Genomic DNA, 26,801 nt, shown 5'->3' with positions numbered 1-26,801 from the left:
CACTAATACATTAGTGCGTCAGCTAGGTGAAAACCCGCTACACTGCGGGCTTTACTACCGTACTCCCGTCAGGCCCCCTGATGCAAAGCCCCAAGCTCCGACTCGACCGCTCACGCCACGCCGCGCCCCAGGTTTTCGAACATCTGCGCGAACAGATCGTGTCGCTGGAACTCGCCCCCGGCGCCCCGCTGTCGCGCGTGACGCTGGCCGAAACCTATGGCTTGAGCCAGACGCCTATCCGCGACGCCCTGATGCGGCTGGCCGAAGAAGCGCTGGTGGAAATCTATCCGCAACACACCACCGTCGTCAGCCGCATCGACATCCCCGCTGCCCGGCAGGCGCATTTCCTGCGCCAGTCGCTGGAACTGGAAATCGTGCACATGCTTGCGCAACGGCCTGATCCGATGCTGCACAAGCGGCTGCAAGCCAGCATCGACCTGCAACGCACGAGCCACGCCAGTGGCGAATATCAGCAGTTCATCAATGCGGATCAGGCGTTTCACCGCGACATGCATACCGCTGCGGGCGTGATGAGTCTATGGGAATTGGAGCAGCGCTACAGCGGCCACCTGGACCGTCTGCGCCGGCTGCATCTGCCGGAAGCCGGCAAGGCCGAGCGCATCATGGACGACCATCAGCGCTTGCTGGACGCCATCGTGGCGCAGGAACCCGCGCGGGCGCAACAGGTGCTGCGCGAACATTTGTCTGGCACGCTGAGCCAGGTTGCCGAGATCTGCAAGCGCTATCCGGAGTATGTGCTGGCCGCCTAACCCCGGTTGCGTGCGCGTCCCAGCGCCGACGGGCCGAAGATGTCTTCTTGGGCCGCCTTGCTCAGTGCAATGATTGCCGGATGTTGCAGCTGCCTGTCGGTCGTCAAGGCGTAAAGCTGTTCCTTGACGGCGCTGGCGGTGCCTATGGTGCGCACCCGGTACTGTTTGACCAGGTAGGCAGCGGTGGCGCTGGGCGCGGCAAATAAGCCCACCCCTGTCTGGCCGAATGAATTCAACAACGCGCTGTCATCAAATTCGCCCACGATGCGCGGGCGGATGTTGTGCTCGTCAAACCATTGCAGTAACCGCACGCGGATTGCCGCGTCTTCACCCGGCAAAAGAAATGGCGCCTGATCCAGCATCTTGGGAAAACGGCTCGGCAACTGTTCAAGCAACGCGGGCGCTCCAAAAAAAGTCAGGCTGCTTTCGCCGAGCAAATGGCTATAGCCGCGTACGTTCACGTGATTCGGCATCGGGCGATCGGCAATCACCATGTCGTAGCGGTGTACGGCCAGGTCTGCCAGCAAAAAGGCAAGCCGGCCTTCACGACAGATCAGCCGCACGTTCTCTTCCAGCCGCAACACCGGCTCGATCATCCGGTACACAAGCGCTTTGGGTACGCCTTCGGCAACACCCAACCTGAAATCAAGGGATTGCCGGGCGGGGCGGTCACGCAGATCGTCCAGCAATTCGTCGCCCAGGGTAAAGATGCGATCGGCGTACTGCACCGCTCGCCGACCGATATCCGTGAGTTCAAGTCCCCGCCCCGCCCGCCGGAACAACGCGGAGCCCAGTGCGGATTCCAGTTCTTGCAACTGGCCGCTTATCGATTGAGGGGTGCGCTGCAATTGCTGCGCTGCGCGGGCAATGCTCCCGGCCTTGGCGACAACCCAGAAATAGCGCAGATGTTTGTAGTTGAGAGTGACCATGGAGATCATTCCAAAAAATCTGACTATGACTTCATGTTATGCGAATTGTCCGACGAATAGGCACGCTCTAGACTGGCCTCGTACCTTGCATCGTTCACGGTTCCGCTCGCCTTCCGGCGGCAGGCGACGATGGCGGGAGGCGGCTTATGGGCCGGGTTGAAACGTTTGCCACCCTGCCGATGTGGGTGGGATTCATCGCTTTCGTGGTCGCCGTGCTGGCACTGGATCTGTATATGCTGGGCGGCCGCCGCGCACACCGCGTGTCGCCTCGGGAAGCACTGTTCTGGGCGCTTGCCTGGGCGACGCTGGCAACGCTGTTCGGCCTGCTCATGTGGTGGTTTCTTGACGCCACCGCAAGCCGGGCAGTGGCCAATCAAAAGACGCTGGAGTACTTCACCGGATACCTGATCGAACTGTCCCTGTCTGCGGACAATATGTTCGTGTTTTCGTTGATCTTCACCTACTTCGCGGTCCCCCCCGAATTGCAGCGGCGGGTGCTGCTGTATGGGGTGCTGGGCGCCATCTTCATGCGCATCGGAATGATACTTGCCGGCGTCTGGCTACTGACCCAATTTGCCTGGCTGTTCTATGTGCTGGGCGCGTTCCTGGTGCTGAGCGGCATCAAAATGCTGACCGCCGCAGGCCGCCAGCCCGACATCGCGCAAAACCCCTTGGTGCGCTTGATGCGGGCCACCATGCGAATCACCAAGGAATACCATGGACAGGCCTTCTTCGTGCAGATCCATGGGATGCGTTACGCGACCCCAATGTTCGTGGTGCTCCTGCTGATTGAGGCGACGGATGTGGTGTTCGCCGTCGACAGCATCCCGGCGATCTTCGCCGTCACCACCGACCCCTTCATCGTTTTCACGTCGAACATCTTCGCCATCATGGGCTTGCGGGCGCTTTACTTCCTGCTGGCCAACTTGGTGGACCGCTTTCACTACTTGAAGTATGGATTGGCAGTTGTGCTGATGGTCATCGGCGCAAAAATGCTGGCGGCGCAGTGGGTGCACGTACCGGTGCATTGGTCGCTCGGCGTGATTGGGGTGGTGCTGGCCGCCTCCATTGGCGCCAGCCTGGCCCTGCCAAAGCGAACGGCTACCGCCAACCGCAACGAAGTGAAGAAGTCCCAACCCGGAGAGCAGCCATGAACACAATCATTCTTGCCACCGACGGATCGACGTATAGCAATGAGGCGGCGCACTACCTGGTCGCGACCCCTTTGCTAAACCGCGATTTCATCGTGCATGTCGTGCATTGCGAGCCCGAAGTCAGAGGGGACGTCGTGTCATTCATCGGCAAGGACGAAGTCGATGCCTGGCACCACGAAGAAAGCGACAAGGCGATGCGCTCAGTGGTGGAAATACTGCGCAAAGGCAACGTCAACTTTGAATGCCACGAAATGACCGGTTTCACGCCCCAAAAGGTCATTGACTATGCCGCGCACGTCAAAGCCAACGTAATTGTGCTGGGTTCGCATCACCGCAGCCCGCTTATGAACGCCGTGCTGGGGTCCGTCAGCAGTCGGATACTGGCGCACGCGACCTGCCCGGTGCTGGTGATCTGACACCGAAGCGACGGCGGCGGCAGTTGTCGGGCTGTCAATCCAAGGGGTACCGGCGAATGACCGTCCTGCCGTCGCGCTCGGCCAGCGACAGCAACGCGTCACCCGACGCATCCATGCCCAAAAGCCCCGTCTCGACGTCTTGCGGCAGTTGGAACGGGCGCCAGGTCTTGCCCTGATCGCGCGTATAGAAATAGGTCTTGGTGTACTCGTTAAACGAGAACAGGTGGTCGGCGTAGGTCTTGATCACCCAGGCGCGGCCGCTGAACCAGGCGTCGCCGATCCAACTGGGCTTGCCCTGCACCAACGGAGAATCGGCGCGCCGATGCCAGATGCGTTCAGCCTTGTCCAGCTCATAAATGGCATCGCCCGTGATCTCGAACACGGGTTCATCCCGCGTCACGCGCGCGTCCGCCGCTTGGGGCGGCACCGGGGCCACGCCCTGCGTGATGCGGAAGGCCGGCGACACGCCATCTTGCAGCTCGACTTCAAAGCGCCGGGTTTCCAGCACCTCGTTCTTGTCCGACGCGCTCAGGCTGATCCGCGTGCGCCAGCTCCAGCCCACGGCGCGCCGCTCATCCAGCGGATAGAGCGACCAGTCATATGCCAGTTGGTCTTCGGCGCGGGCGCCGCCGTCCTTGGCCAGCATGTCGCGAAAGGCGCGTTCAAAGGCGGCCCCATCCGGCCACACCTGTTCATCCAGCGAGATCCCCGACCACTGGCGCGCCCCATCCTGGCTGACCAGCAAGCGGTAACCCGCGTCATGGCGTTCCATTGCGATGACGCGGTCTTGCGTCAGAAACACGGTGTGCTGCTGCCCGGGGCCCAGCACCACGTCCGCGTCCCGCGCCCACGTCTTGCCCAGGTCGTCCGAGCGCAAGGTTTCAAACGCGGCGGGCTGTTCGCCTTCTTCGGGCGTGCGTTCAATGGCGGTGATCAGATACAGCGCGCGCCCTTCCGGCGTGCCGATCAGGCTGACCCCGGCGTCACCGCTGATCGACCCCAGCAGATCAAAAGCACCTGTGCCCTGCCCGCCATAGATCAGGTTGCGCGTATCAGCCTGCAGCCAGGGGTTCTGCTGGCGCGTGCCAAGCGCGGGCACTTGCGCATCCAGCAGCGGGGCCTTTTCAAGCGCGGGCATGTCCTTGGCCGACACCAGACGCTGCCCGATCAGCAGCTGCCGTTCGCCGTAACGTTGCAGCGCCACCCGCGAGGACGAGGCCAGCGCCGGGCCACTGAGTTCGCCGATGATCTCGCTGCGCGCCAAGGGTTTGCCCATGGGAACCAGTTGGTAGATGCCATAGCCGATCACCGCGGCGACGGCGATCGCGGCAGCGCTGGCAAGCAGTCTAAGGTTCATGAAGGCAACGCATCCAGAGGCGGCAGCACCAGCCATTCGGCCAGTGACGTTTGGGGGAACGGACGAAACTATAGCGTGTCACGCGCGGTTCTCTATACTGGCGTGACATACTCTTACGCCGCATTGGCCCATACACGGAACCCGGACATGATCGCTAGGCACACCCCCCTCACCTTCGCCCTGGTTGTTCTTGGGGCAATCGCATGGGGGCAGCCGGCGCTGGCCGCTACGCCTGACGTCTGCGCGGCGGTGACGGTGCGCGAAGGCGACCCGATTCCCCCCGACGCCTGCGCCGTCAACATCGTGCCTCGCAGCCTTGACGTGTCGGGCATCACCTTCGGCGGCGGCCCGGCCTGGACGCCGCTGGACCCGCAGGCCATGCCCGGCGTGTTCTACGACAGCGCATCGATCGCCCCCGTATCCGAGCGCCCCGTGGTGATGACGGTGACCGTGGCCTGGTTCTATGCGCAGCCGCGCGTGTCCGAAACCAATGGCCAACCGTACGCGTCGGTCTCGCAGCCCATCACCTTGAATTGCACCGCCAACACCTACACCGTCACCCACACCCAGCACTATGCCGGTAACGACGCCACCGGGGCGCTGGTGGAATCGATACCCGTGGCGGGCATCCATAACGCGCCTGTCGCGCGCGACCCCGTGCAGCGCAAGCTACGGGGCGTGGTCTGCCCCACGCCGGGCAAGAACGCACGCAAGTAGTTGCCCTGGAGCGCGGCGGCCACGCCGCGCCCTACCCCCGCCAGTACCGGTACAGCCCGCGCGCTGCGGCATCCAGCAGAAAGCCCAGCACGCCGATCATCAGCACCATGGCCATCAGTTCGGAATAGGCCAGACGGTCGCGCGTGTCCAGAATGAAATACCCCATGCCCGCCGACACGCCCAGCATTTCGCAGGGCACCAGCACAATCCACAGAATGCCAATCGCCAGCCGCACGCCCGTCAGGATGTGGCCAAGCACGCCCGGCAGGATCACGCGGCGCAAGGTCTCCCAGCGCGTGGCCGCCACGCTTTGCGCCAGTTGCAGCCAGCGCGGGTCCAGCTGCTGCACGCCGGCCGCCGTGTTCAACACGATGGGCCACACGGCCGCGAACGTCAGCAGGAAGTAGACCGGGTCATCGCCCACGCCAAACACCATCACGGCGATGGGCATCCACGACAGCGGCGAGATCATCCGCAAGAATTGCATCGCGGGCGACACCGTGGCCTCCAGGCGGCGCCAGCTGCCTATCGCCAGGCCCAGCGGCACGCCGATAGCCAGCGCGAATCCCAAGCCCACCGCAATGCGCCGCAGGCTGACCAGGATATGCAGCGGCAGATCGGACGCGGTCAGCAGCTCGGCCAGGCTGACAAAGGTGGCGCCCGGCGAAAAGCGCCGGGCCATGCCGCCGGCGGGCGACAGCACATCCGTGCCCAGCCACCACAGCGCCAGCAATGCAGCCAGCCCGCCCAGGCCCAATGCGCAACGCGCGAGCAGGCCCAGGCCCCCGGCGCGTGCGCCACTCGCAGGCTTGGCGGGCTTGGCGGCTGGCGCCGCCTGTCCGCCAGCCGGCGCTTGTGCCACAGACTCCCGTGCCGTCACGCCTGCACCATTTCAGTCCGGCTATAGGCGTTGGGGAAACCGAAGCGGCTCAGGCCGCCCACGGATTGAATCGCACGCTTCACGTAGCGGTCATCCACCAGCTCGCTTGCGGCGCGTGCGGGGTCCAGGCTGGCCAGGAAACCCCGGTCGGCCTCGATCAGCGTGTCACGCAGGCGGCGCACCAGTTCCTCGGTGTAGCTGGGAAACGGATAGGGCTGGAAGTCGATGCGGCGTTCGTCCCAAGCGGCATGGCGGATGGCGCCGCTGGCCAGGTACTGCTCGCGGTCGGATGCGGGCGGCGCCAGCACCTTGGACAGCGCGGGCAACGCATGCGGCGTATAGCGGTTGATGCCCTCTTTGGACAGCAGCTGCGCCGTCTCGGCGCGATTGTCGCGTATCCACAGTTGCGCCTGGACGATGGCGTCCACCACTTTCTGCGACCACTCCGGGCGCTGTTCCAGGTCGCGCTCGTGCATGAACACGACGCAGCACGCGTGATTGCGCCAGACGTCGCCCGTAAAGCGCAGCACCTTGCCCACGCCCAGCGTTTCGGCAACCGCATTGAAGGGTTCCGCCACGATGTAGCCCGCGATGCGGTTCTGCGCCAGCGCGGGCGGCATGTCGGCGGGCGCCATGACGATCAGGTTGACCTCGTTGGCGCCCACGGCGCCATCCTTGCGCGCCACCGGCGTCAAGCCGTTTTCGCGCAGCAGATACTGCAACATGACGTTGTGGATGGAATACCAGAACGGAATGGCGACCGTCTTGCCGCCCAATTCCTTCACGCTGTTGATGGCGGGCGCCACGGTCAGGCCCGATCCGCCCACGTGATTCCACGCCACCACCTTGGCCGGCACTTTGCTGCCAAAGCGCGCCCATACGGTCATGGGCGACAACAAATGCACCACGTTGACCTGCCCCGAAATAAAGGCTTCGATCACCTGCGCCCAGCTGCGCAGCAACGTGGGCTTTTCGGCCTTGACGCCCGCCTTGTCGAACAAGCCGTTGTTATGCGCCACCAGCAACGGCGCGGCGTCGGTAATGGGCAGATAGCCGATGCGCACGGGCGCGTCCGGGTCGGTTTGCGCACGGGCGTTGAACGCCGACAGCAAAGACGCCGCGCCACCTGCCGTCAGCAGGGCCGAGAGTTTCAACCAGTCGCGACGCGACATGTGTTCCAGGCACATCAATAAGCTCCTTGCTTGGGGGTGGCGAACCGGTCAGGCCGGTACGGCGTCAATACGCCCGGCCCGCAGCGCGCTGCGCAGACGGGTCAGGATTTCCAGGCGCAGCGCGCCCATTTCAGACAGCAGGTCGGCGCGCGGATGCGGCAGGTCCACCTGCCACGTGCCCAGGATGCGGCCGGGCGCGCCGCCCAGCAGCACAATGCGGTCGGCCAGCACCAGGGCTTCGTCAATATCGTGGGTGATTAGCACGGCGGCGGTGTTGAAGTCGGCCACGACCTTGCGCAGTAACCCCTGCATGTCGCTGCGGGTAACTTCGTCCAACGCGCCGAACGGTTCGTCCAGCAGCAGCACCGACGGCTGGCGCGCCAGACAGCGCGCCAAAGCCGTGCGCTGCGCCATGCCGCCCGACAATTGCGCCGGGCGCATATGCCGCGCATGCGACAACCCAACTTCTTCGATGGCCTGGTCCACGCGCGCGCGGCGCTGCGCGTCCGTCAGCGCGGGCTGATGCTTGAAGTCCAGCCCGAACGCCACATTGCGTTCCAGCGACAGCCACGGCAACAGGCTAGGGTCCTGAAACGCCACGGCCACGCGCGGATGCACGCCATTCAGCGGCGCGCCTTCCATGCGCAGCGAACCCGCCGTGGCGGACTGCAAGCCCGCCAGCACGCGCAGCAGGCTGGACTTGCCCGCGCCGCTTGCCCCCAGCACCGCCACGACTTCCCCGCGCGCCAAGTCCAGGTCCACGTCTTGAAAGACCGGCGCCGGCGCAGCCGGATAGCGCAAGGCCAGGCCGCGCGCCTGCAACACCGGCGGCGCGCCCGCCGTCACGCGGTGGCTCCCGCCTGTGGCGCCACGGTAGACGCTTGGGCCGCTTGCCGCCCTGCACCCGCTACGCCGGCTCCCGCCGCCTCGGCGGCCAGCTTGGCCTGCCGTTTGGCCAGCTCGGTTTTCAATTGCACAAGGCTGGGCGTGACGATGGGCAGGAACGCCGCTTCACGCCAACGCCGGGCAAAGCTGGCGCCTGCCGGTTTCAAATAGGCCGCGCCGCCGCTGGCTTGCAGCTCCAGTTGCACCGCCTGATGCGCGGCATCGGCCAATGCGATGCGGATTTCAAACAAGGCCCAAGGCTCGGTCACGAAGCGTCCGCTGCGCACCCCGGCAATCAAGCTGGCGCTTAACGCTTCCACTTGCGCCCGCAACGCGGCCAGCGGCTCGCCCAAAATGCCGCGCGAGGCCTGGCCCTGCCCGGTCTGCGCCGCGGCGTCCAAAGCGCGCCGCGCCAGCCCGATGGACAAACCGCATTGCAGCCCCGCGAACGCCGGACGCGCGCCGGGCAGATACTGCCGCGCATCGGCGTGGATCAGCCATTCCGGCCCGATGCGCACGCCCTGCACCTCCAGCGCAGCCGTGTTGCTGGACTGCAAGGCCATCAAGGAAAGATCCGGGCTGCGCGTCAGGCCCGCGATATCGTTGGGCAGCGCCACCACGGCGGGCGTGCCATCGGGCGCGGTCACGGCAGCCGCGACCAAAAAACCCTGTGGCCGCAGATTGGTGACCCACGGCATGCGGCCGTCCAGCACCCAGTGGCCGTCGGATTCCCGCGCACTGATTTGCAGCGATTCAATGCCGCTCAGGAACTTCATCGCGTTCGACAACGCGGTGGCTCCGGCTTGTTCGCCCGTCAGCAGCGGTGTCAGCCAGCGCTCTGCCAGCACCGTGTTCGGGCTGCGCAACAGGTATTCGATAAACACCCGCTGGCCCCACGCCACAAAGGCGCTGGCGACCGAGTGTTCGGCCACTTGCGATACCGCTTCGATGGCGTCGCCAATATCAGTGCCGGGCTGGCCGCCCAGCGCCTGCGGCACGCCAATGCGGAACACGCCGGCCGCGGCCAGCTTGGGCAGCACCGTGGCCGCGTCATGGCTGCCGTCGTCCAAGGCGTCGGCATGCTGCGTGAGCCATGCCGCCAGATCCTGCGGCAAGCGCCAGTTCGCTTCTGTGTGCAGCGCTTGCGCCGTCATCACGCGCCGCTCCAGGCGTAGTCACGCAGCTGATCGTTCAACGGCGTCTGCGCCAGGTTATTGCCAAAATTGCAGATCGTGGCCAACCCCACGCCCACGATCACTTCCAACGCATTGCCGTCCGTGAAGCCGGCATCGCGCAAGGCTTGCAGCGTGTCGTCGGTGACACGGCCGCGCGTCAGGATCACCGCTTCGGTAAAGGCCGCCAGCGCTTGCAGGCGTTCATCCGGCAACACGCCTTGAGCGCGCAACGCCTCAATCACTTCAGGCGACAGCCGCGCCTTGTTGCGCGCAATGGCCGTGTGCCCCGCCACGCAGAACGTGCAGCCGTGGCGCGTGCCCGCCACCAGTTGCACCACTTCGCGTTCCTGCAAGGTAAGCCCGGCGCGCGCATTCAGCTGCGACAGCGTTTGATAGGCCTCCAGCGCCACCGGCGCATTGGCCAGCACGCCCAGCAGGTTCGACAGGTATCCGGCGCCCTGCTCCGCAGCGGCCAGCGCGGCGCGCGTGGGTTCGGGAGCGCTTTGCGCGGTATGGACGGGCAAACGGGCCATGAAGATCTCCTGGGGTATCGTTGAAAACCATATTGTGCGGGCGGCCGGCCACAAGCGACAATGCGCGAAGATCGCAACTTGATGCTCGATCTTATCGACTTTCAGCTATTCGCTTATAACCAGAATTACCACCCGCGTTTCGTCCGCCATCATGCTCGCAAACTGCTACGGTCATCGGACCCGATCAGTTCACGTTCACCGCTACCGCCCAGCTTATTCATCTTGCCCAACGACGCTCCCCATACCGATCAAGCCGCTGTTGATGCGCTGCTGTTGTCCAGCCTGGAAGTGCAATCCAGCTTGTATCACCTGGGGCAGTATTGCGGCAATTGGTCCGCCAGCACCAGCGGGCGGGCGCGTGCCAGCTTTCATTTGATCCTGCATGGCCGCTGCCGGGTGGCGCTGCTGGATGCCCACGGCATTGAGCTAGACGCGCTGACGCTCGCCGCGGGCGACGGCATTTTCTTCCTGCGCGACATCCCGCACGCGTTGACGCCGCTTGACGCCCCGGCGCCCGGCACGGCGCTGTGCCGCGTCATGGAGCCGCTATTGCCGCGGCAAGCAGACAGCACGGGGCTGGCTTGCGGCTTCTTTCAATTCCGGCCGGGCCTGGCCGATTTGTTGGCCGACACCCTGCCCGACTACCTGATGCTGCGCGCCGAAGACGAACGCTTTCGCACCGCGCGCGGCGTGTTCGATTTGATTCTGGCGGAAACGTCGCAACCGCCGGGCGGCTCGCCCGTGGTGCTGGAGCGGCTGACTGATCTGCTGATCTTCTTCATGCTGCGCCATCTGGCGCTGCATGACCGCCAGGCCTACGGCCTGTTCGTGCTGGCGCGCGACCCCGCCATGGCCAGCCTGCTGCAAGCCATTCTGGCGGACCCCGCCGCGCCCTGGAGCATGCAAGACATGGCAGACCGCCTGCACATGTCCAAAGCCACGTTTCACCGGCGCTTCACGCTGCAAAGCGGCACCACGCCCGCGCAATTGCTGCAGCTGCTGCGCATGCGCGTCGCGCGCCGTCATTTGAGCCAGGGGATGGGAATTCAGGATGCGGCTGAACGCGTGGGCTATCAATCGCAAGCCGCGTTCAGCCGGGTGTTTCAACGGACCGAGGGCGTGGCGCCCTCGGCCTTGCGCAAGCGCTAGCAATAGCGCCGGCGCTTGCCTTGGCGCTTGCCTTGGCGCTCGCCTGCTGGCGCTCGCCTTAGCGTTATCGCGCCTTCGCCTTACCCCAAACCCAGCAACAGATCGGCCAGCAAGCCGGGATGCGTGATGTGGGCTTCGTGCGGCGCGGCGATGTCCACCCACTTCCACCCTTGCTGCGACTTCACCAGCTTGCGTGATTCCTCCAGCACCGCCAATTCAGGCTGCGTGCAATGGATGTACGTGCGCGGGCGGCCGTTGCCAATGGGGTGCTTCAACGTCAGCGGCGTGGTGTAGCTGGCCAGCGGATGCGCCGTCAACCGGCGCTTCACCCATTCGTAATCCGCGCTGCCCGGGGTGAACCCCCACGCAGCGGGTATCGGATCAGGAATCGGCACCGCCAAACCCCCCGTGGCCTTGGACGCGGCAGCGATACGCGCATCGGCATCCGCCTTCGGATACACCGAAAACGCATCCTGGCCGCTTTGCAGCACGATGGCGTCGAAGTACACCAGGTGCGCCAGGCGCTCAGGGATTCGGTCGGCCACGCCGCTGATGGGAATGCCGCCGAAGCTGTGGCCCACCAGAATCACATCGTTCAACTCTTGCGTTTCGATGACCTGCACCAGGTCTTCGACGAAGGTGTCGATGGTGATGTTCTTGTTCAGCAAATGCGCGCGGTCGCCCATGCCGGTATAGCTGGGCGCGTAGACGCGATGGCCCGCCGCTTGCAGGCGGTCGGCCACCGGGCGCCAGCACCAGCCGCCATGCCACGAGCCATGGGCCAGCACATACGTCTTGGCCTTCTTGGCCGGGTTGGCGGCTAGCGCCGAAGCGCCCGCCGCCAGGGCCGGCAGCCCGGCGGCCAGTTTCAACAGGGTCCTGCGGGGAATCATCGTCATGCTTTAAACCTGCGCCAATGCCTGTTCCAGGTCGGCGATCAAATCGTCGATGTGTTCAATACCGATCGACAAGCGAACGGTCTCTTCGCGCACGCCGGCCTTTTGCAGTTCTTCGGGATTCAATTGGCGGTGCGTGGTGGAAGCCGGGTGCGTGGCCAGCGACTTCGAGTCACCGATGTTGACCAGTCGCGTGAACAGTTGCAGCGCGTCCTGGAAGCGCGCACCGGCGTCGCGGCCGCCCTTCACGCCGAACGTGAACAGGCCCGGCACCTTGCCGCCCAGGTATTTCTGCGCCAGGGCGTGGTCGGGGTGATCGGCAAGCCCCGCGTAGTTGACCCATTCCACCTTCGGATGCTCACGCAGGAAGGTAGCAACCTTGACGGCGTTTTCAACGATGCGGTCCACGCGCAGCGCCAGCGTTTCGATGCCTTGCAGAATCTGGAACGAGTTGAACGGCGAGATCGCGGCGCCCGTATTGCGCAGCGGCACCACGCGCGCGCGGCCAATGTAGGCGGCGGCTCCGAAGGCTTCGGTATAGACCACGCCGTGGTAGCTGATGTCCGGCTCGTTCAGGCGCTTGAAGCGGGCCTTGTGTTCGGCCCACGGGAACTTGCCCGAATCAATGATGGCGCCGCCCAGGCTTGTGCCGTGGCCGCCCAGGTACTTGGTCAGCGACTGCACGACGATATCCGCACCGTGTTCGATCGGGCGCAGCAGGTACGGCGACGGCACGGTGTTGTCGACAATCAGCGGCAGGCCATGGCGGTGAGCGATGTCGGCCAACGCGGCGATGTCGGTGATGTTGCCCAAGGGGTTGCCGACCGATTCCGCGAAGATGGCCTTGGTGCGGTCATCAATCTGCGATTCGAATGCGGCCAGGTCGCTGGGGCTGGCAAAGCGCGTGGTGATGCCGTATTGCGGCAGCGTGTGCGCGAACAGGTTGTAGGTGCCGCCGTACAGCGTGCTGGACGACACGATGTTGTCGCCCGCTTCGGCAATGGTCAGGATGGCGTAGGTGACGGCGGCCTGGCCCGAGGCCAGCGCCAGCGCGGCGATGCCGCCTTCCAGGGCCGCCACGCGCTGCTCCAGCACGTCGGTTGTGGGGTTCATGATGCGGGTATAGATGTTGCCCGGCACCTTCAGGTCGAACAGGTCGGCGCCATGCTGCGTGTCGTCGAACGCGTAGGCAACCGTCTGGTAAATGGGTACGGCCACGGCGCGGGTCGTGGGATCGGGGCGGTAGCCGCCATGCACGGCCACGGTTTCCAGGCGCCAATTGGGCTTCTTCGGTTCAGTCATGTGTCTCTCCAGAAAATACGAATTTGATAAAGCGAATCAAACGGCCAAGACGCGCGCGGCGCGCAAGATGCGTTCGATGTCTTCGTGATTGTTATAGGCGCCGACGGACAGGCGCACGTAACCATACTCCACTACGCTGGCCACCACGCCTTCGCGGGTCAGGTGCGCCAGGGCGGCGGCGGGGTCCGCCACGCGCACGGCGGTGGTGGTGCTGCGCAATTCGGCGTCAGGCGGCGACACCACCTGCACGCCCTGCGCGCGCAAGCCTTCACTTAGCGCTTGCGACAATTCCAGCACCCAGGGTTCGATGCGATCCGGCTGCGCGCCTTCGATCAAGCTCAGCGCACCTGCCCAACCGGCGATGCCGGGGTAGTTCAGGTTGCCGGTTTCCAGCCGGCGCGCGTCCCCGGCATCCGACACGCCCACCTGCCATTGCAGGCCGGACTTGTCCAAGGTGGTGACGCCAGATGGCCCCACGTACAAGGGGTCCAGCGCGTCCAGCAGCTTGGGCGACACGTGCAACAAGCCCACGCCCAAGGGGCCGAGCATGCCTTTGTGCGCGCCGCAGGCAAACGCGTCCACTTTCCATTCGTCGACCTTGGCGCGCAACAGGCCTGCACCCTGGATACCGTCCACGATCAGCCAGATGCCGCGTTCGGCGCAGCGGCGGCCGAGCTCGACGATGTCGGTACGCAAGCCGGTGCCGTACTGCACCCACGACACCGCGATCAAACGCGTGCGCGCATCCACGTGCTGCCACAGATCATCCACCGTATAGCGATGCGACGTCGCCTGGGCCACGCGCACCTGCACGCCGCGACGGCGCAGGTTCAGCCAGGGCAAGGCGTTGGTGGGGTGTTCCTGATCATCCACGATCAGGTTGTCGCCGTCTTGCCAGGCCAGGCCTTGCGCCACCGTGTTCAACCCTTCAGTGGTGTTCTTGGTGAAGGCCAGGCGGCGCGCGTCCCCGCCAATCAGGCGGGCCAGACGCACGCGCAAGGCGTCGGCATCGCGCAGCCATTGCGGCTTGTCGCTGCGGGCATAAGTAATGCTGTCAAAGAAGCCGGCCACCGCGTCAGCCACCTTGGGCGACAACGGGCTGGTGTAGGCAATATTGGCGTAGGCCTTGTCACGCGTGATGGGAAACAACTGCCTGAATTCGTCCTGCCAGCTCATGCGCAACCTTCTCTGTGATTCCAACTTGGTATGGCGGAATTCTAGGTATATGACGCGCATCTGGATAAGGCTTAGTTCTTATATTCATATGACCATATAGTCGCTCTGCGAACGCCTGCCCGCCCCTAGAATTCATGCCTTTCTTGCATACAAACAATACGGGAACGGCATGCGATTGAATCCTCTACTCAAGACGGCTGGCGTGGCCGCCGCGTTGGCGATTGCGGGCGCGGCAACAACAGGCGCCGCGCATGCCGGCACGGTCGACACCATCAAGAAACGCGGTGAACTCGTGTGCGGCGTCAGCCAAGGTTCGGCCGGTTTGTCGATTGCCGACAAGCAAGGCCGCTGGACGGGCCTGGACGCGGACCTGTGCCGCGCGCTTGCCGCCGCCGTCTTGGGCGACGCCGAGAAAACGCGCTTCGTGCCGCTGAGCTCGCAGCAACGCTTTCCCGCCTTGCAGTCCGGCGAGATCGATGTGTTGAACCGCAACACCACCATCACGTCGGGCCGCGATGCGGGGCTGGGCATTACGTCCGCCGGCATCGTGTTCTATGACGGCCAAGGCTTCCTGGTGCCGCGCAAGCTGGGCGTGAAGAGCGCGGCCGAACTGGATGGCGCGCAAGTCTGCGTGCAGCCCGGCACGGTGAACGAGCAAAACCTGGTCGACTACTTCAAGAAGAACAAGCTCACGTACCGCCCGGTGGTGATCGAAAACCTGGTGGAACTGGAACAAGCCTTCTACGCTGGCCGCTGCGACGTGTACTTGTCGGATGCGTCCACGCTTGCCGCCAGCCGCGCCGCGCGTGCTGCCAAGCCGGACGACTTTGTCATCCTGCCCGAACGCATCAACAAGTCGCCGCTAGGCCCTTTCGTGCGGCAGGACGACCCCAACTGGGCGTCGATTGTGCGGTGGACGGTGAACGCGCTGGTCGCCGCCGAAGAACTGGGCATCACGTCGAAGAACGCCGACAGCCAGGCGCAAAGCACCGACGCCCAAGTGCGCCGCCTGTTGGGCGTGGACCCCGGCATCGGCAAGAGCTTTGGCCTGGACGAAAGCTGGGCGAAGAACGCCATCAAGGCCGTGGGCAACTATGGCGAAGTCTGGGACCGCAACCTGGGCGCAGCCACGCCGCTGAAGCTGGACCGCGGCCTGAACGCGCAATGGAACAAGGGCGGCCTGCTGTATTCGCCCCCCTTCCAATGAGCGTGACTTCCTGAACGCGGCAGGCGGGCCAATGGCCCGCCTTTTGCATTGGCTCCGCGCCCCGCGCCGACGTACGAGCGCCCCGCGCCCGACCTGCTTCTGTTGTCAGGCATCACGACCACCATGACTGCACTTACCCTTCCCCTGCCCGCCCCGTCGCTGCTGCGCCGCTGGCTGCCCTCGCTTGCCTGGATTCTGGTGCTGGGCGGCATGGCCGCCACGCTGCTGCTGCACATTGAATCCGTGCAGACCGCGCGCGGTATCCAGGGCGGATTCGGCTTTCTATTCCAGCCAGCAGGCTTTCGAATTTCGGAAAGCCTGCTCGGCGTAACGCCCGATGATCCGTACTGGATGTCGATTGCGGCGGGTCTCGTCAACACGCTGACGGTGGCCGCCGTCGCCATTCCGCTGGCGACCGGCTTGGGCATTGCGCTGGGGCTGATGCGCTTGTCGTCGCATCCGCTGGCCGCCCGTTGCGCCGCCGTCATCATTGCGCCGCTGCGCAACACGCCCGTGCTGTTGCAGCTGTTCGTCTGGTACGGCCTGCTGCTGCGCCTGCCAGACGTGCGCCAGGCATGGCAACCCTTGCCACACGTGCTGCTGTCCAATCGCGGATTGGCCCTGCCAGCCTTGCAAGGCTGGCTGCCTTATGCCGTAGTCTTGGCGGTGGCGCTGATGGTCGGCTGGCGTGCGCGGCGGCGCGTTGGCAACCCGGCCGTCTACGCTTCCCTTGCCATCGCCGCGTTGGCCTGGGCGCTGCTACCCGCTATCCACATCGACTTGCCCATCAAGCGTGGCCTGGGCTTGCAAGGCGGCTGGCAACCCAGCATTGAATTCGCGGCGTTGCTGATCGGCTTGGTCGTGTTTCATGCGGCCTACATTGCCGACATCGTCCGCGCCGCCGTGCGCGCCGTGCCGATCGGGCTGGTGGAAGCCGGCCAGGCAATGGGCCTGACGCCGCGCGCCGTGCTGCGGCTGGTGATCGCGCCGTATGCCGCTCGCGTGGCGCTTCCGCCCTATGCCAACCAGTGCCTGTCGCTGGTGAAGAACAGCACATTGGCCATCGCGATTGGCTATCAGGAATTGATGGCGGTCATCAACACCGCCATCACGCAGACCGGCTTGGCGCTGGAAGGCATTGCGCTGGCGGTGGCGGTGTATCTGACGTTGGCGCTAGCGTTGGGCGGCGGGCTATCGGCCTGGAACGCGCGCAACACGCGCCACGGGCCGGGCGACACGCATGGCGCGCGGCTGGGCGACCGGCCGTTGTGGAATGCGGCCGATGGCGAACGGCGCCCCTGGCGCGGCAAGCTGGCCTCTACCGCGATGGCCGTGCTGTTGGCGGCCGCAGCGTGGGCCTTGCTGGACTGGGCCGTGGTACGCGCGGTGTGGCAAGGCGGCCCCGCCGCTTGCGCCAACGCGGCGGGCGCGTGCTGGGCCGCGGTGGGAGAAAACCTGCCGCTGCTGTTCTTCGGCACCATGGCCGAGGCCGACCGAGGCCCGGCGCTGGCCGCCTGCGCGGCGCTGCTGGCCGGCATCGCGCTGACGCTCGGCGTGCGCGGCCTGCCCGCCCAGATACGCGGGGCCTTGTTGATTGCCCTGCTGGCGGTGGTGGTGGCCGCGTTGACCGGCTGGCCTTGGGGCGGCGCGCTGATCGGTCCGCAGCGTTGGGGCGGCTTGCTTGTCACACTGATCCTGGCCATCGCTGCGCTGGCCGCCGCCGTGCCGTTGGCCTTTGCGCTGGCGTTGTTGCGCCGCTCAGGCAGCCGCGCGGGGTCGCTGGCGGCCGCTGGGCTGATCGAAGCGGTACGCGGCGTGCCGTTGGTCACGCAGCTGCTGTTCGCGTCCTTTGTATTGCCGATGTTGCTGGGTGGCGGCGTATCCAAGTTCAGCATGGCGCTGGCCGCGCTGACCTTGCACACCGCCTGCCTGCTGGCCGAAGTCTTGCGCGGCGCGCTGCAAGCCATTCCGCCGGGCCAGATGATGGCCGCACGCGCGTTGGGCATGCGCCCCGCCACCGCGTACGCCACGGTCATCTGGCCGCAAGCGCGCCGCATCGCCGCGCCCGCCGCGCTGGGCGTGTTCGTGGGCGCAGTGAAAGACACGTCGCTGGTCAGCATCATCGGTGTGTTCGACGTGCTGGGCGCGGCCAAAGCGGTGGTGGCCGGCACGGACTGGCGGCCCTATCACGTCGAGGTTTATCTGGCGGTGGCGCTGTTGTACTTCGTGGCCAGCCTGGCGTTGACGCGCGTTGCGCGGCGCATGGAAACGCGCGGCGGGTAGATGGGGCCAGACGTTACGCGCTCGTCCTACCGCGGGTTCAGCCCGCCCGCGAATCCAGCGGCGTGCGGGCCAGGAAGCGGTCGAAGGCGGCCAGATACGCCCCTTCCACCGCCGTCAGTTTGCGTTGCTTGTGCCAGGTCAGAAACACGTCGATCTCGGCCACGGATTCGGCCGGCGGCAGGCGCCGCAGTTCGCCGCTCATGACGTCCTGGCGGATCAGGTGCTCGGGCAGAAAGCTCAGCCCGATGCCCGCCACCACCATCCGGCGGACCTCTTCGATGTTGGGCGACGTGCCCACGATGCGGCCCGTGAAGCCCTGCTGGTCGCGGAAGATGGTCAGCGGAGACAAGGTGTCGCCGATCTGGTCGCTGGCGAAGCACACGAAATTCTGGTCCATCAGGTCTTCGATGCTGATGCGCTGCTTTGAGAACAGCGGGTGGTGCCGGCCGCAGACCACCGCATAGTGATGCCGAAGAAAGAGCCGACGTTCCAGGCCTTCAACCGGCTTGCGGCACAAACAGATGCCCAGCGCGGGCACTCGCTTGGCCAGCGCGTCCAGAATGACGGCGCTGGGCAACACGTCAATATGGAATTCAATCTTGGGATAGCGGCGATGAAATTGCGCCAGGAAGTCGTCATAGGCCGGGCTTTGGACCTTGCTCATCACCAGCAGCCGCAACGTGCCGGCCACTTCGGCCTTGTCTTGCGTGGCGGCGTTTTCAATGCGGGCCATGGTGCCGTACATGTCGCGGGCGATGGCGTAGATTTCATCGCCCAAGCCCGTCAACCGGAACTCGCCATTGCGCCGGTGCAGCAGCATGCCGCCCACCGCGTCCTCCAGCCGCTTCAGCGCCTGGCTGACCGCGGGCTGGCTCAGGTGCAGCGCCTGCGCCGCCCTGCCCACCCCGCGTTCCTGCACCACAAACATGAACGTGCGCAGCAGGTTCCAGTCCATGCGTTCGGGCGCCAGCGAGAGCGCAGAAGGGGTACGGCGGGCAGGCTGGGGCATGGCGGTCCGGAAGGCGGCGGGTAAGAAATTTGAATCCAACCCAAGCCGGCCGCCGCCCCAAGAGTCAAGCGCCGGTCAGCCCCGCGAAAAACCGCGATGCGTTGGATTCCAGGCCCTCAATATAGTAGCCACCCTCTTGCACGATCAAGGTCGGCAAACGCATGCCGCCCACCGCCCGGCCCAGGCGCTCAAAGCCGTCTTCCGTCACGCTGACCATGGCTTGCGGATCTTTCTCGAAGATATCGAAACCCAAAGACAGCACCAGCGCATCCGGCTGAAAGAGGTCGATGGCCTGGCGCGCCTGGGTCAAGCGGTCAAAGAACACGGATTCCGGCGAGCCGTGCGGCATGGGCAGGTTGATGTTGTAGCCGTAGCCTTCGCCCGCGCCGCGCTCGTCTTCAAAGCCTGCGACCACCGGGTAGAAGTTTTCGGGATCGCCGTGGATCGACACGTAGAGCACGTCGCTGCGCTCGTAGAAAATTTCCTGAATGCCCTGGCCGTGGTGCATGTCGGTGTCCAGGATGGCCACGCGCGGATAGCGCGACGTCAAGTGCTGCGCGGCGATGGCCGCATTGTTCAGGTAGCAGAAGCCGCCTGCGGCATCGCGGCGCGCATGATGACCGGGCGGCCGGCACAGCGCGTAGGCGTGGCGGTCGCCCGCCAGCAGCGCTTCGGCGCCCGCCACCGCGCATTGCGCCGACCAATACGCCGACTGCCACGTGTTCGGGCCGACCGGGCAGCTGCCATCCGCCAGATAGCGCCCGGCCTTGGCCAGCACGCCGCGTAACGCGTTGGGTTCGCGCACGAAGACATTCGACACGACCTCGCCGCCCCAGTCGCCCGGCAGTTTCATCCAGTCGTCATGGGCGCTTTGCAGAAAGCGCAGATAGTCCAGCGAGTGCACGGCCGAAATGGCGCCGGCCCCGTGGTCGGCGGGCGTCTGCACGTCAAAGCCCAGCTTGCGTGCCGCTTGCACCAGGCCATCCAGACGCGCCGGCACTTCCTGCGGGGTGCGCATCTTGCCGCGCGAAAAATAGGTTTGCGGATGATGCAGCTTCTGGTCGTCGTGAAAAAATGCCTTCATGCTTGCTGATCCTTCAGGTGAAATTGCTCGGTGCGCTGGCCAACATTGCCCAGCAGCAGAACGGAAACCAGGGAAAGCAACGAAATCGCCGAGAACAGCAGCGCCAGCGGCCACCACTGCCCTTTGAAATTCTCCGCCAGCACGGTGCCAAGCAAGGGCGTCAGACCGCCGAAGATGGCGCCCGACAACTGGTAGGCCATCGAGATGCCCGTGTAGCGGATGCCGGTCGGAAAGCTGTCGCTGACATAGCCCGCGATGACCGCGTAGTAGGCGCCCATGAAGAGTACCGCCACGCCGACCCCCAGCGTAATACTGGAAAGCGAGCCCTGGTCGACCAGGTTGAACATCGCGTAGGGCGTGAAGATCGACACGAACGCCATCGCGCCCAGGAACCGCAGGTTGCCGACGCGGCTGGCGATGTAGGCCGCAAGCGGCGTGATGAAGAACTGCATGATCGACACGACCAGCAGGCAATCCAGAATCACCGCCCGGTTCAAGCCCACGTACTGCGTGGTGTACGCAATCATGAACGTGTTGGTGAAGTAGAAGCCGGCAATGCCCAGCACGTTGGCGCCCACCGCCAGTATCAGCAGCCGGGGCGCGCCGCGCAGCACCTGCGCAAGCGGGGCCTGGGCGGGTTTGGCCGGGTTGGCGCGCTTGGCCTGCGCTGCCTTTTCCGCGATGAAGTCGGGCGATTCGTTCACGCTCAAGCGAATCACGAAGCCCACCACCAGCAGCACCGCCGAGAACAGGAACGGTACGCGCCAGCCCCAGCTCAGGAACGCCTCGTCGTCCAGGCCCGTCACCAGCTTGAACATCAGCATCGACAGGATCAAGCCCGCCGGGCTGCCCAGTTGGGCGAACGATGCGAAGAACGTGCGCTTGCTTTGGTCCGGCGAATGCTCGCCCGCCATCAGCACCGCCCCGCCCCATTCGCCGCCCACCGCGATCCCCTGCACGATACGCAGCAGGATCAGCAGGATGGGCGCCCAGATGCCGATGGACGCGTGGGTGGGCAACAGGCCGATCAAGACGGTTACCGTGCCCATCATCACCAAGGTGATCACCAGCGATTTCTTGCGGCCGATCTTGTCGCCAATGTGGCCGAAGATGGCGCCGCCCAGCGGCCGGGCGAAGAAGCCCACCGCGAATGTGCCGAAGGCGGCCAAGGTGCCGTAGAAGCCGGTGGCCGATGGAAAAAAGATCTTGCCGAACACCAGCGCGGCCGCGGTCGCGTAGATGTAGAAGTCGTACCACTCGATCATCGTGCCGACAAAAGCGGCGGTCGACGCACGCACCGGTTGGTGGCCCGTCACGGGTTTTCCCCTCATGTTTATCTCTCTTTACGTAGTTGAGGTCTTGCAGACGATCGTTATAGCCCCGCCCAAACCATAAGAAAAATTCTTATTTCTTATCCGCTGAATTCGTTTGGCTAATGAGTGAAAACCCTTAAATTCGCACCGACGCCGCGCGGAGCAGCGCGTCAAAACGCGCGGGCGCTTCCAGCCCGGGGAAGTGTCCGCAGTCGTCAAACGCCACCCATCTTGCGGCGGGCACGTCATGCAGCAAGGACTTTGGCGGCGTGTGGGCGTGCGAGCGGTCGGCCCCGCCCCACAAGGCGGTGACCGGTTGCGGCGGCGCGCTCGCGCCTGCGGGGTGCGCCAACAACGCTTGGTAGGCGTCGGCCAGCAGAAACAGGCCGCCAGCGTCCACGGCATGCAAGGCTGGCGTGGTGAAGGCCTGGCGCAGCGCATCGTCATGCCCCGCGGGCAAGGCGGCCCCATACCAATGCCGCGTGGCTTGCCGCCGGAACGCGCACATGAAGCATTGGCCGACCCACGGCGTGCGGATCAGCCCATGCAGATCCGCGCGCCGCGCCCAGCGTTGCGCGTCCGCCAAGGCCGGCGCCTGCTGAAGAATCAGGTGCCTGACGCGCTCGGGATGGCGTGCGGCAAAATCCAGGCCCACGTAAGCGCCCAGGCAGGACATATCCAGCACGGTCTCGGTCAGCCCCAAGCGGTCGAACAACTGATGCAGGGTGGCGCTTTGGCTCGCCAGGCCGAAACGAAACCCGGGACGTGGCCGGGAATAGCCAAAACCGGGCAGCTCAAACGCCACCACGCGTTGACCCGCCGCCACGCGGCGTATCAGCGGCAGGCAATGTTCGATGACGTTCGGCGGGTCAGGCACGACCACATAGGCGCCCCGGCCGGAACCGTTGCCGCTGTCGAAGACGCGAATCTGCGTATGCGGCAAATCGATGATGTGGCCCACTGCATGCGCAGGCAAACGCGGGCGGCCCCATAGCATCAGGCTGAATCGGGCCATCACCGATACCGGCTGGCCGGCAAGCGCCAAAAATCAAACGCGTGCGGATGCCCGCCATCCGCGACGTGAGACAGCCATTGCACACAGTCCCGCCACAGCCCTTCCTCACAACGGCGGGGGTCAAAGAAGCCGGAGTGGCCCAGGCCGGGCCGGGAGGCGGCACGCGCATGGCCGGCAGCTTGAACGTCAAAAGCCGCACGGGCATCACTGGCCACTAAGTGCGCGCGGATGACGGCGGCGTTCACGTAGAAGTGCTCCACCAAGGCGTCCACGGCGGGCTTGGGTGCGTAGACGACATCGTCATCGAAACTCAGCGACAGGATCGGCGCCCGAAAGCGCCGATGCGCAGACTCCAGCCGCCCGCCTTGCGCATCCGTGTAGCCGCCATTCAGCGTCCAGCGCGCGTAGTCGCGGGCCACGCCGCGCTCAAGCCGATGCAGCCCCATCCATTGCAGCGGCACATGCCCGAACAGGCCCAGGCACAGCGGCACCACGCCCTGGAAGAAGGCCAGCACCGCATACCGGCGCCAGTCGGGCCACCAACGCCAATAGCCCTTTTGGCATCCCACCGCCAGCATCGCGTCGACCCGGTGCGCGTTGGGCGCCAAGGCGGCGATCTGGCCGCCGATGCTGTGGCAGATCAACGCAATGCGTGGGTGGCCGAATTCCGCGTCTGCCCACGCAATCATGGCGGCAAGGTCCTGTTCGCCCCACGCCTGCATCGACACGCGTTGCGCCATCCCTGGCGGAATTGCCGACTGCCCAATGCCGCGGTAATCGAAGGTCAGCGCGTGCCATCCCGACTGCGCTACATAGGCCGCTAACGAACGAAAGCGATCCTGCGACGCGCCGGTGGCATTCAGGAAAATAGCGACGCGCGGCGGATGCATGGCCACCCCCTCACACGCGGCGTAGTGATGCGCGCTTAGAGGGAACTGGTCCGCCGCCAGGATGCGCAAGGCGCGTGGCGCAGAAGCGGGCGCCGTCATTGCGCCAGCAGCCAGGCCGACCCGGCGGGCCACAGCGCCCGGCTGCCGCGGCGGAAGTAGCCGAAATGCCCCAGCGCGTTCAAGCCAAATGCCGACGGGGCAAGCGGCCGGGTTTCGACATTGGCCGACGCATAAAACGCCAGCAAGGCGTGAACGGCAGCGGAAGGCGCCATCCAGTCATCCTCGATGGTGTAGGCCAGAATATTGCCGTTGTACGCCTTGAAGTGTTGCCGCAGCGGCTGCCCGGATTCATCGACGATGTAGTCGGGATGGCGGCACCAGCGCGCCCATTCCCGAGCCACGCCTGGTGGCAGATCCGAACTGCCCAGCCCTAGACGGCGGGCCGGAAAGCGCGAACAGAGCCGCGTCAACACCGGCAGCACCGCAAACCAAAGCGCGGCCAGCCCCAAGCGGCGTGGCCAAGGCCAATAGCGCCAATAACCGCTTTGACTGCTAACGGCCAACATGCCCGCCGCCTGCCGGTTGTTGGCGGCCAAGCCGAACAACTGTCCGCCCGCGCTATGGCCCACCACCAGCAGGCGGTAGCCGGGATGGCGCTGCGTCAGAAAGGCGATGGCGCCCGCGGTATCCGCTTCGCCCCACTGCCGCATCGTTCCGGGTTCTTGCTGGACAGAACGTACGCAGGAATCGCCAATGCCGCGGTAGTCGTACGTCAACACGGTGAATCCCGCCGCAGCCAGATAGCGGGCGTAAGCGTCGTAATAGCCCCGTTTGACGGCCGTGGCGCCATTTAACAGCACACAGCGCTGATTCGAATCGGCTGGCGCGTAGAGCGTTCCCGTCAATGTTCGCCCGTCGCTGGCCGCAAAACGCACCACGTCACTTTGAATGTTCTGCTCTTCCTGCATGCCGCCCTCCTTGGCTGCGTTGCGCCGTCGCGCCGTTACCGCTGCGAGCGACGCGGCTCGGGTTCCGGCAGCGCGGCGTGCACCACCTTGGGACGCCAGAACGTCACGAATGAATGCCACATGGCCTCGAACCAGCCTTCGGTTCGATACGGATACCCGTGCTCGTCACAGAAGCGCTTCACGATGGGGCTGATGGCGCGGTAATGCCTGGGGCTGATGCTCGGGAACAGATGATGTTCGATCTGGTATTCCACGCCGCCGCATAGCAGCCGGCCCACTGGCCCAGTCCGGAAGTTGATGGTGGTGGCGGTTTGCAGCATCAGGAAGTTGCCATTCAGCGTGCTGCGGTCGTACAGGCCCGCAGCGGCCGGATAATGCGCGGGTGCAAACAGCGCAAACGCGGCGTAAGACATCGCGGCATAGCGCAGCAGCGTAAACATCAGCACCGCTTCCAGCGTGAAAAACAGGCAAGGCACGCCCACCCAGACGACCCAGTGCAGCATCAGCACCGACAAATCCGCCCAGTGCGCGCGCGTGCGCTTTGCCGGGTCCGCCAGCCGGCGCAACAGATACCGCCAGCTTTGGAACACCACGCCAAAGGCGTTACCCACCAGCATCAGCGGCAGAAAATAGCCTTGGTGTGCGTACCACCAGCGATGCAGGCCGCGCACCCGATGCAGTTCGGATTGGTTCAACGCGAACACCGGCGCCAGATTTGCATCGTTATCCACACCAACAATGTTCGGGTGCGGATGATGAATCACCAAATGCTTTTGCCGCCAGTAGTTCGCCGACACCTGGCTGAAGAACGGGTAGCCGAAGTACAGAAAGAAGTCGTTCACCCACCGCCGCTTGCTGATGGCGTGATGCGAGGCGGTATGCGCGTTCGTGGTGATACCCATGCTGCCCATGATGATGGCCGCAAACGCCAGCAGGCGCACCCACCACGCATCTGACGTCGCCAGCGCCGCGACGCCCGCGATCGTCAACCCGACAAACACCAGCCATTCACCGAAGATGGCCCAAGGCGTCCGTTCGCTGAACCCCGCGGCCATGAGCGTATTGCGCAGTCTGGCAAAGTCGCTGTTCGCAGGCATCGCGATGTCTCCTTAAACGCGCTGATACCGGTACGGCGCGTAGTAATCGTTGGTGAACAGCACTTGGTACAACGCGGCCTCGCCCGCCTTCGCGGCCGCAATGCCGCAGCACAGGTAGTATTCCCACATGCGTTTGAAGGCCGCGTCGTAGCGGCTGGCATCCAGCGACGGCGCGTGTGCGCGAAACGCCTCCAGCCAACGCTGCGCCGTGACGGCATAGTGGCGAACCAGGTTTTCCGCATCCAGGATGGCCAGGTGGTGGTTCTCTAGCTGCCGGGTGATTGCCGATAATTTGGGCGTATCCGAACCCGGAAAGATGTAGCGCTGGATGAAAGGGTCGTGACGGTTGACGCGCGTGTTGCACCCGATGGCGTGCACCAGACCGCGTCCGTTTGGCCGAAGCGCTTTGGCAAGGGTGCGGAAATATTGCGGGTACTCGCGCCGGGGAAGGTGTTCCAGCATGCCCACGCTGACAACCCGATCAAACACCCCGGCAACCGACGCGTAATCTTGCAGCAGCACTTTCACGCGGTCGCCCACCCCATGCTGGTTGATCAGCGCATTCGCCCGTTCCCAGTGCGCCAGGCTGTTCGTGACGCCGGTGCCCTTGACCCCGTAGTGCCGCGCCGCATGAATCAGCAAGCCGCCCTTGCCGCATCCCACATCCAGCAGGGTTTGACGCGGCGCCAGTTCCAGCTTCTGGCAAATGCGGTCGAGTTTGTCGTGTTGAAGCGTGTCGATGTCGGCGTCGGCGTTGCGCGCATAGCCGCAGGAATACACCTGATAGCGGTCGTGCAGGAACGCATCGAACAGGTCTTCGCCAACGTCGTAGTGGCGGCGCACATTGCGCGTCTTGCCCGCCAGCAGGTTGCCTGCCAGCAACGCCCCATACCGCAAGGCGTAGCGCCAGTGCCGCCCCGTCTTGCGGTCCATCCGGGCCTTGAGCAAGACCGCCAGCACATCCGCCAACCGGCCGTCATCGACATCGAAGCCGCCTTCCATGAAGGATTCGCCCATGCCCAGGTTGCCCTGCAACAGCACGCGCGCGTAGAAGTCAGGCCGGTGAACCCGCAGCACGAGTTCAGCCGCCCCGCTTTGGCCCACCGCGTGACGGCGGCCCCCATCAATGATCAGCAGCGATGCGTCGCGCAGATGCTGGCGCAGCAGGTCAATGAACAGGCGTTCCGCCCGCGACGAAGTGGCCGCCTGCGCCCCTTTCGCCGGAATGGGAAGTTCTGCACCGGTGTTGCTATGCATGCTGAATGCTCCCTTGCCTGATGGCAGTTGAGCAGCAGCTTAGGCGAAATGGACGGCCGTTTTGGCCTTGAACCGGCGTCTGAACGTGAAATCTGAGTCTTCCTATTTCACGCCGCGTGGTGTAGCCCCGGCTCCGCAGGCTTGCGCCAGCGGGGGCTCGTGGCGGA

25 protein-coding genes are annotated in these 26,801 nt (G+C 65.0%); 7 read left to right on the top strand and 18 right to left on the bottom strand.

The window, feature by feature from the left end; genetic code table 11:
• The first annotated feature begins 80 nt into the window (after positions 1–80).
• Positions 81–770, top strand: coding sequence for a GntR family transcriptional regulator (locus HV765_RS01895; protein WP_175168581.1), 690 nt, complete (start codon positions 81–83; stop codon positions 768–770).
• Here HV765_RS01895 and nhaR read toward each other — a convergent pair.
• The gene (gene nhaR / locus HV765_RS01890; protein WP_175169460.1) at positions 767–1,699 is read right to left on the bottom strand and encodes a transcriptional activator NhaR; all 933 of its coding nucleotides are present in this window, start codon (positions 1,697–1,699) and stop codon (positions 767–769) included. The genes HV765_RS01895 and nhaR overlap by 4 nt on opposite strands.
• 146 nt (positions 1,700–1,845) lie before the next feature.
• Between nhaR and HV765_RS01885 the strand changes: the two genes are divergently transcribed.
• Positions 1,846–2,853, top strand: coding sequence for a TerC family protein (locus tag HV765_RS01885; protein WP_175168580.1), 1,008 nt, complete (start codon positions 1,846–1,848; stop codon positions 2,851–2,853).
• Positions 2,850–3,269 (top strand): universal stress protein, encoded by a 420-nt coding sequence (locus HV765_RS01880; RefSeq protein ID WP_175168579.1) that lies wholly within the window; start codon positions 2,850–2,852, stop codon positions 3,267–3,269. Before HV765_RS01885 ends, HV765_RS01880 begins: the two co-directional genes overlap by 4 nt.
• Before the next feature lie 34 nt (positions 3,270–3,303).
• Here HV765_RS01880 and HV765_RS01875 read toward each other — a convergent pair whose 3' ends face one another.
• Positions 3,304–4,626, bottom strand: a complete 1,323-nt coding sequence (locus tag HV765_RS01875) for a hypothetical protein (RefSeq protein ID WP_175168578.1) — start codon at positions 4,624–4,626, stop codon at positions 3,304–3,306.
• Positions 4,627–4,773: 147 nt separating this feature from the next.
• Here HV765_RS01875 and HV765_RS01870 point away from each other — a divergent pair, with 147 nt between their 5' ends.
• A complete protein-coding gene (locus HV765_RS01870; protein WP_175168577.1) occupies positions 4,774–5,343 on the top strand; it encodes a surface-adhesin E family protein in 570 nt (189 codons plus the stop codon).
• Positions 5,344–5,374: 31 nt separating this feature from the next.
• Here the strand turns inward: HV765_RS01870 and HV765_RS01865 are convergent, their stop codons facing one another.
• From HV765_RS01865 to HV765_RS01845, 5 genes are read right to left on the bottom strand one after another with little or no spacing between them, the layout of a single operon-like run.
• Positions 5,375–6,205, bottom strand: coding sequence for an ABC transporter permease (locus tag HV765_RS01865; protein WP_420840096.1), 831 nt, complete (start codon positions 6,203–6,205; stop codon positions 5,375–5,377).
• 14 nt (positions 6,206–6,219) lie between these two features.
• Entirely contained in the window at positions 6,220–7,410 is a 1,191-nt protein-coding gene (locus HV765_RS01860; RefSeq protein WP_175168576.1) for an ABC transporter substrate-binding protein, read from the bottom strand.
• 33 nt (positions 7,411–7,443) lie between these two features.
• Positions 7,444–8,241, bottom strand: coding sequence for an ABC transporter ATP-binding protein (locus HV765_RS01855; protein WP_054427707.1), 798 nt, complete (start codon positions 8,239–8,241; stop codon positions 7,444–7,446).
• A complete protein-coding gene (locus tag HV765_RS01850; RefSeq protein WP_175169459.1) occupies positions 8,238–9,434 on the bottom strand; it encodes an acyl-CoA dehydrogenase family protein in 1,197 nt (398 codons plus the stop codon). Before HV765_RS01850 ends, HV765_RS01855 begins: the two co-directional genes overlap by 4 nt.
• A complete protein-coding gene (locus tag HV765_RS01845) occupies positions 9,434–9,988 on the bottom strand; it encodes a carboxymuconolactone decarboxylase family protein (protein ID WP_175168575.1) in 555 nt (184 codons plus the stop codon). The genes HV765_RS01850 and HV765_RS01845 overlap by 1 nt, the downstream gene beginning before the upstream one ends.
• A 222-nt stretch (positions 9,989–10,210) precedes the next feature.
• Between HV765_RS01845 and HV765_RS01840 the strand changes: the two genes are divergently transcribed.
• Positions 10,211–11,137, top strand: coding sequence for an AraC family transcriptional regulator (locus HV765_RS01840; RefSeq protein ID WP_254600401.1), 927 nt, complete (start codon positions 10,211–10,213; stop codon positions 11,135–11,137).
• Between the two features lie 80 nt (positions 11,138–11,217).
• On the opposite strand, the gene HV765_RS01835 is transcribed toward HV765_RS01840, so the two are convergent.
• From HV765_RS01835 to HV765_RS01825, 3 genes are read right to left on the bottom strand one after another with little or no spacing between them, the layout of a single operon-like run.
• Positions 11,218–12,036, bottom strand: coding sequence for an alpha/beta fold hydrolase (locus tag HV765_RS01835; protein WP_254600400.1), 819 nt, complete (start codon positions 12,034–12,036; stop codon positions 11,218–11,220).
• A 3-nt stretch (positions 12,037–12,039) separates the two neighbouring features.
• The gene (locus tag HV765_RS01830) at positions 12,040–13,335 is read right to left on the bottom strand and encodes an O-acetylhomoserine aminocarboxypropyltransferase/cysteine synthase family protein (RefSeq protein ID WP_054427711.1); all 1,296 of its coding nucleotides are present in this window, start codon (positions 13,333–13,335) and stop codon (positions 12,040–12,042) included.
• Positions 13,336–13,371: 36 nt separating this feature from the next.
• Positions 13,372–14,511, bottom strand: coding sequence for an aminotransferase class V-fold PLP-dependent enzyme (locus tag HV765_RS01825; RefSeq protein WP_175168574.1), 1,140 nt, complete (start codon positions 14,509–14,511; stop codon positions 13,372–13,374).
• Positions 14,512–14,680: 169 nt separating this feature from the next.
• Between HV765_RS01825 and HV765_RS01820 the strand changes: the two genes are divergently transcribed.
• Entirely contained in the window at positions 14,681–15,718 is a 1,038-nt protein-coding gene (locus HV765_RS01820; RefSeq protein WP_054427714.1) for an amino acid ABC transporter substrate-binding protein, read from the top strand.
• 123 nt (positions 15,719–15,841) lie between these two features.
• A complete protein-coding gene (locus HV765_RS01815) occupies positions 15,842–18,001 on the top strand; it encodes an ABC transporter permease subunit (protein WP_175168573.1) in 2,160 nt (719 codons plus the stop codon).
• 37 nt (positions 18,002–18,038) lie between these two features.
• Here HV765_RS01815 and HV765_RS01810 read toward each other — a convergent pair whose 3' ends face one another.
• The 8 genes from HV765_RS01810 to HV765_RS01775 form a co-directional block, all read right to left on the bottom strand.
• A complete protein-coding gene (locus tag HV765_RS01810) occupies positions 18,039–19,010 on the bottom strand; it encodes a LysR family transcriptional regulator (protein ID WP_175168572.1) in 972 nt (323 codons plus the stop codon).
• Between the two features lie 64 nt (positions 19,011–19,074).
• Positions 19,075–20,094, bottom strand: a complete 1,020-nt coding sequence (locus tag HV765_RS01805; protein ID WP_175168571.1) for a histone deacetylase family protein — start codon at positions 20,092–20,094, stop codon at positions 19,075–19,077.
• The gene (locus HV765_RS01800; RefSeq protein WP_054427717.1) at positions 20,091–21,425 is read right to left on the bottom strand and encodes an MFS transporter; all 1,335 of its coding nucleotides are present in this window, start codon (positions 21,423–21,425) and stop codon (positions 20,091–20,093) included. Before HV765_RS01800 ends, HV765_RS01805 begins: the two co-directional genes overlap by 4 nt.
• Before the next feature lie 118 nt (positions 21,426–21,543).
• The gene (locus HV765_RS01795) at positions 21,544–22,422 is read right to left on the bottom strand and encodes an alpha/beta fold hydrolase (RefSeq protein ID WP_175168570.1); all 879 of its coding nucleotides are present in this window, start codon (positions 22,420–22,422) and stop codon (positions 21,544–21,546) included.
• Entirely contained in the window at positions 22,422–23,411 is a 990-nt protein-coding gene (locus HV765_RS01790) for an alpha/beta hydrolase family protein (RefSeq protein ID WP_054427723.1), read from the bottom strand. Before HV765_RS01790 ends, HV765_RS01795 begins: the two co-directional genes overlap by 1 nt.
• The gene (locus tag HV765_RS01785; RefSeq protein ID WP_054427725.1) at positions 23,408–24,280 is read right to left on the bottom strand and encodes an alpha/beta hydrolase family protein; all 873 of its coding nucleotides are present in this window, start codon (positions 24,278–24,280) and stop codon (positions 23,408–23,410) included. Before HV765_RS01785 ends, HV765_RS01790 begins: the two co-directional genes overlap by 4 nt.
• 35 nt (positions 24,281–24,315) lie before the next feature.
• Entirely contained in the window at positions 24,316–25,377 is a 1,062-nt protein-coding gene (locus HV765_RS01780) for a fatty acid desaturase family protein (protein WP_175168569.1), read from the bottom strand.
• Positions 25,378–25,389: 12 nt separating this feature from the next.
• On the bottom strand, positions 25,390–26,634 hold the full coding sequence (locus tag HV765_RS01775) for a class I SAM-dependent methyltransferase (protein WP_175168568.1): 1,245 nt from the start codon (positions 26,632–26,634) through the stop codon (positions 25,390–25,392).
• Positions 26,635–26,801: the final 167 nt, after the last annotated feature.

The organism is Achromobacter kerstersii (assembly GCF_902859595.1).
Classification (GTDB): Bacteria; Pseudomonadota; Gammaproteobacteria; order Burkholderiales; family Burkholderiaceae_B; genus Achromobacter; species Achromobacter kerstersii.
Note: the sequence above shows the minus strand (reverse complement) of the source record. Positions and strands in the feature narration are given on the sequence as shown.

Bases quoted from the DNA above. Each gene is read 5' to 3' on its own strand.
- HV765_RS01895 (WP_175168581.1), top strand. From the start codon at position 81: ATGCAAAGCCCCAAGCTCCGACTCGACCGCTCACGCCACGCCGCGCCC.
- nhaR (WP_175169460.1), bottom strand. From the start codon at position 1,699: ATGGTCACTCTCAACTACAAACATCTGCGCTATTTCTGGGTTGTCGCC.
- HV765_RS01885 (WP_175168580.1), top strand. From the start codon at position 1,846: ATGGGCCGGGTTGAAACGTTTGCCACCCTGCCGATGTGGGTGGGATTC.
- HV765_RS01880 (WP_175168579.1), top strand. From the start codon at position 2,850: ATGAACACAATCATTCTTGCCACCGACGGATCGACGTATAGCAATGAG.
- HV765_RS01875 (WP_175168578.1), bottom strand. From the start codon at position 4,626: ATGAACCTTAGACTGCTTGCCAGCGCTGCCGCGATCGCCGTCGCCGCG.
- HV765_RS01870 (WP_175168577.1), top strand. From the start codon at position 4,774: ATGATCGCTAGGCACACCCCCCTCACCTTCGCCCTGGTTGTTCTTGGG.
- HV765_RS01860 (WP_175168576.1), bottom strand. From the start codon at position 7,410: ATGTGCCTGGAACACATGTCGCGTCGCGACTGGTTGAAACTCTCGGCC.
- HV765_RS01850 (WP_175169459.1), bottom strand. From the start codon at position 9,434: ATGACGGCGCAAGCGCTGCACACAGAAGCGAACTGGCGCTTGCCGCAG.
- HV765_RS01845 (WP_175168575.1), bottom strand. From the start codon at position 9,988: ATGGCCCGTTTGCCCGTCCATACCGCGCAAAGCGCTCCCGAACCCACG.
- HV765_RS01835 (WP_254600400.1), bottom strand. From the start codon at position 12,036: ATGACGATGATTCCCCGCAGGACCCTGTTGAAACTGGCCGCCGGGCTG.
- HV765_RS01830 (WP_054427711.1), bottom strand. From the start codon at position 13,335: ATGACTGAACCGAAGAAGCCCAATTGGCGCCTGGAAACCGTGGCCGTG.
- HV765_RS01825 (WP_175168574.1), bottom strand. From the start codon at position 14,511: ATGAGCTGGCAGGACGAATTCAGGCAGTTGTTTCCCATCACGCGTGAC.
- HV765_RS01820 (WP_054427714.1), top strand. From the start codon at position 14,681: ATGCGATTGAATCCTCTACTCAAGACGGCTGGCGTGGCCGCCGCGTTG.
- HV765_RS01815 (WP_175168573.1), top strand. From the start codon at position 15,842: ATGACTGCACTTACCCTTCCCCTGCCCGCCCCGTCGCTGCTGCGCCGC.
- HV765_RS01810 (WP_175168572.1), bottom strand. From the start codon at position 19,010: ATGCCCCAGCCTGCCCGCCGTACCCCTTCTGCGCTCTCGCTGGCGCCC.
- HV765_RS01805 (WP_175168571.1), bottom strand. From the start codon at position 20,094: ATGAAGGCATTTTTTCACGACGACCAGAAGCTGCATCATCCGCAAACC.
- HV765_RS01800 (WP_054427717.1), bottom strand. From the start codon at position 21,425: ATGAGGGGAAAACCCGTGACGGGCCACCAACCGGTGCGTGCGTCGACC.
- HV765_RS01795 (WP_175168570.1), bottom strand. From the start codon at position 22,422: ATGGCCCGATTCAGCCTGATGCTATGGGGCCGCCCGCGTTTGCCTGCG.
- HV765_RS01790 (WP_054427723.1), bottom strand. From the start codon at position 23,411: ATGACGGCGCCCGCTTCTGCGCCACGCGCCTTGCGCATCCTGGCGGCG.
- HV765_RS01785 (WP_054427725.1), bottom strand. From the start codon at position 24,280: ATGCAGGAAGAGCAGAACATTCAAAGTGACGTGGTGCGTTTTGCGGCC.
- HV765_RS01780 (WP_175168569.1), bottom strand. From the start codon at position 25,377: ATGCCTGCGAACAGCGACTTTGCCAGACTGCGCAATACGCTCATGGCC.
- HV765_RS01775 (WP_175168568.1), bottom strand. From the start codon at position 26,634: ATGCATAGCAACACCGGTGCAGAACTTCCCATTCCGGCGAAAGGGGCG.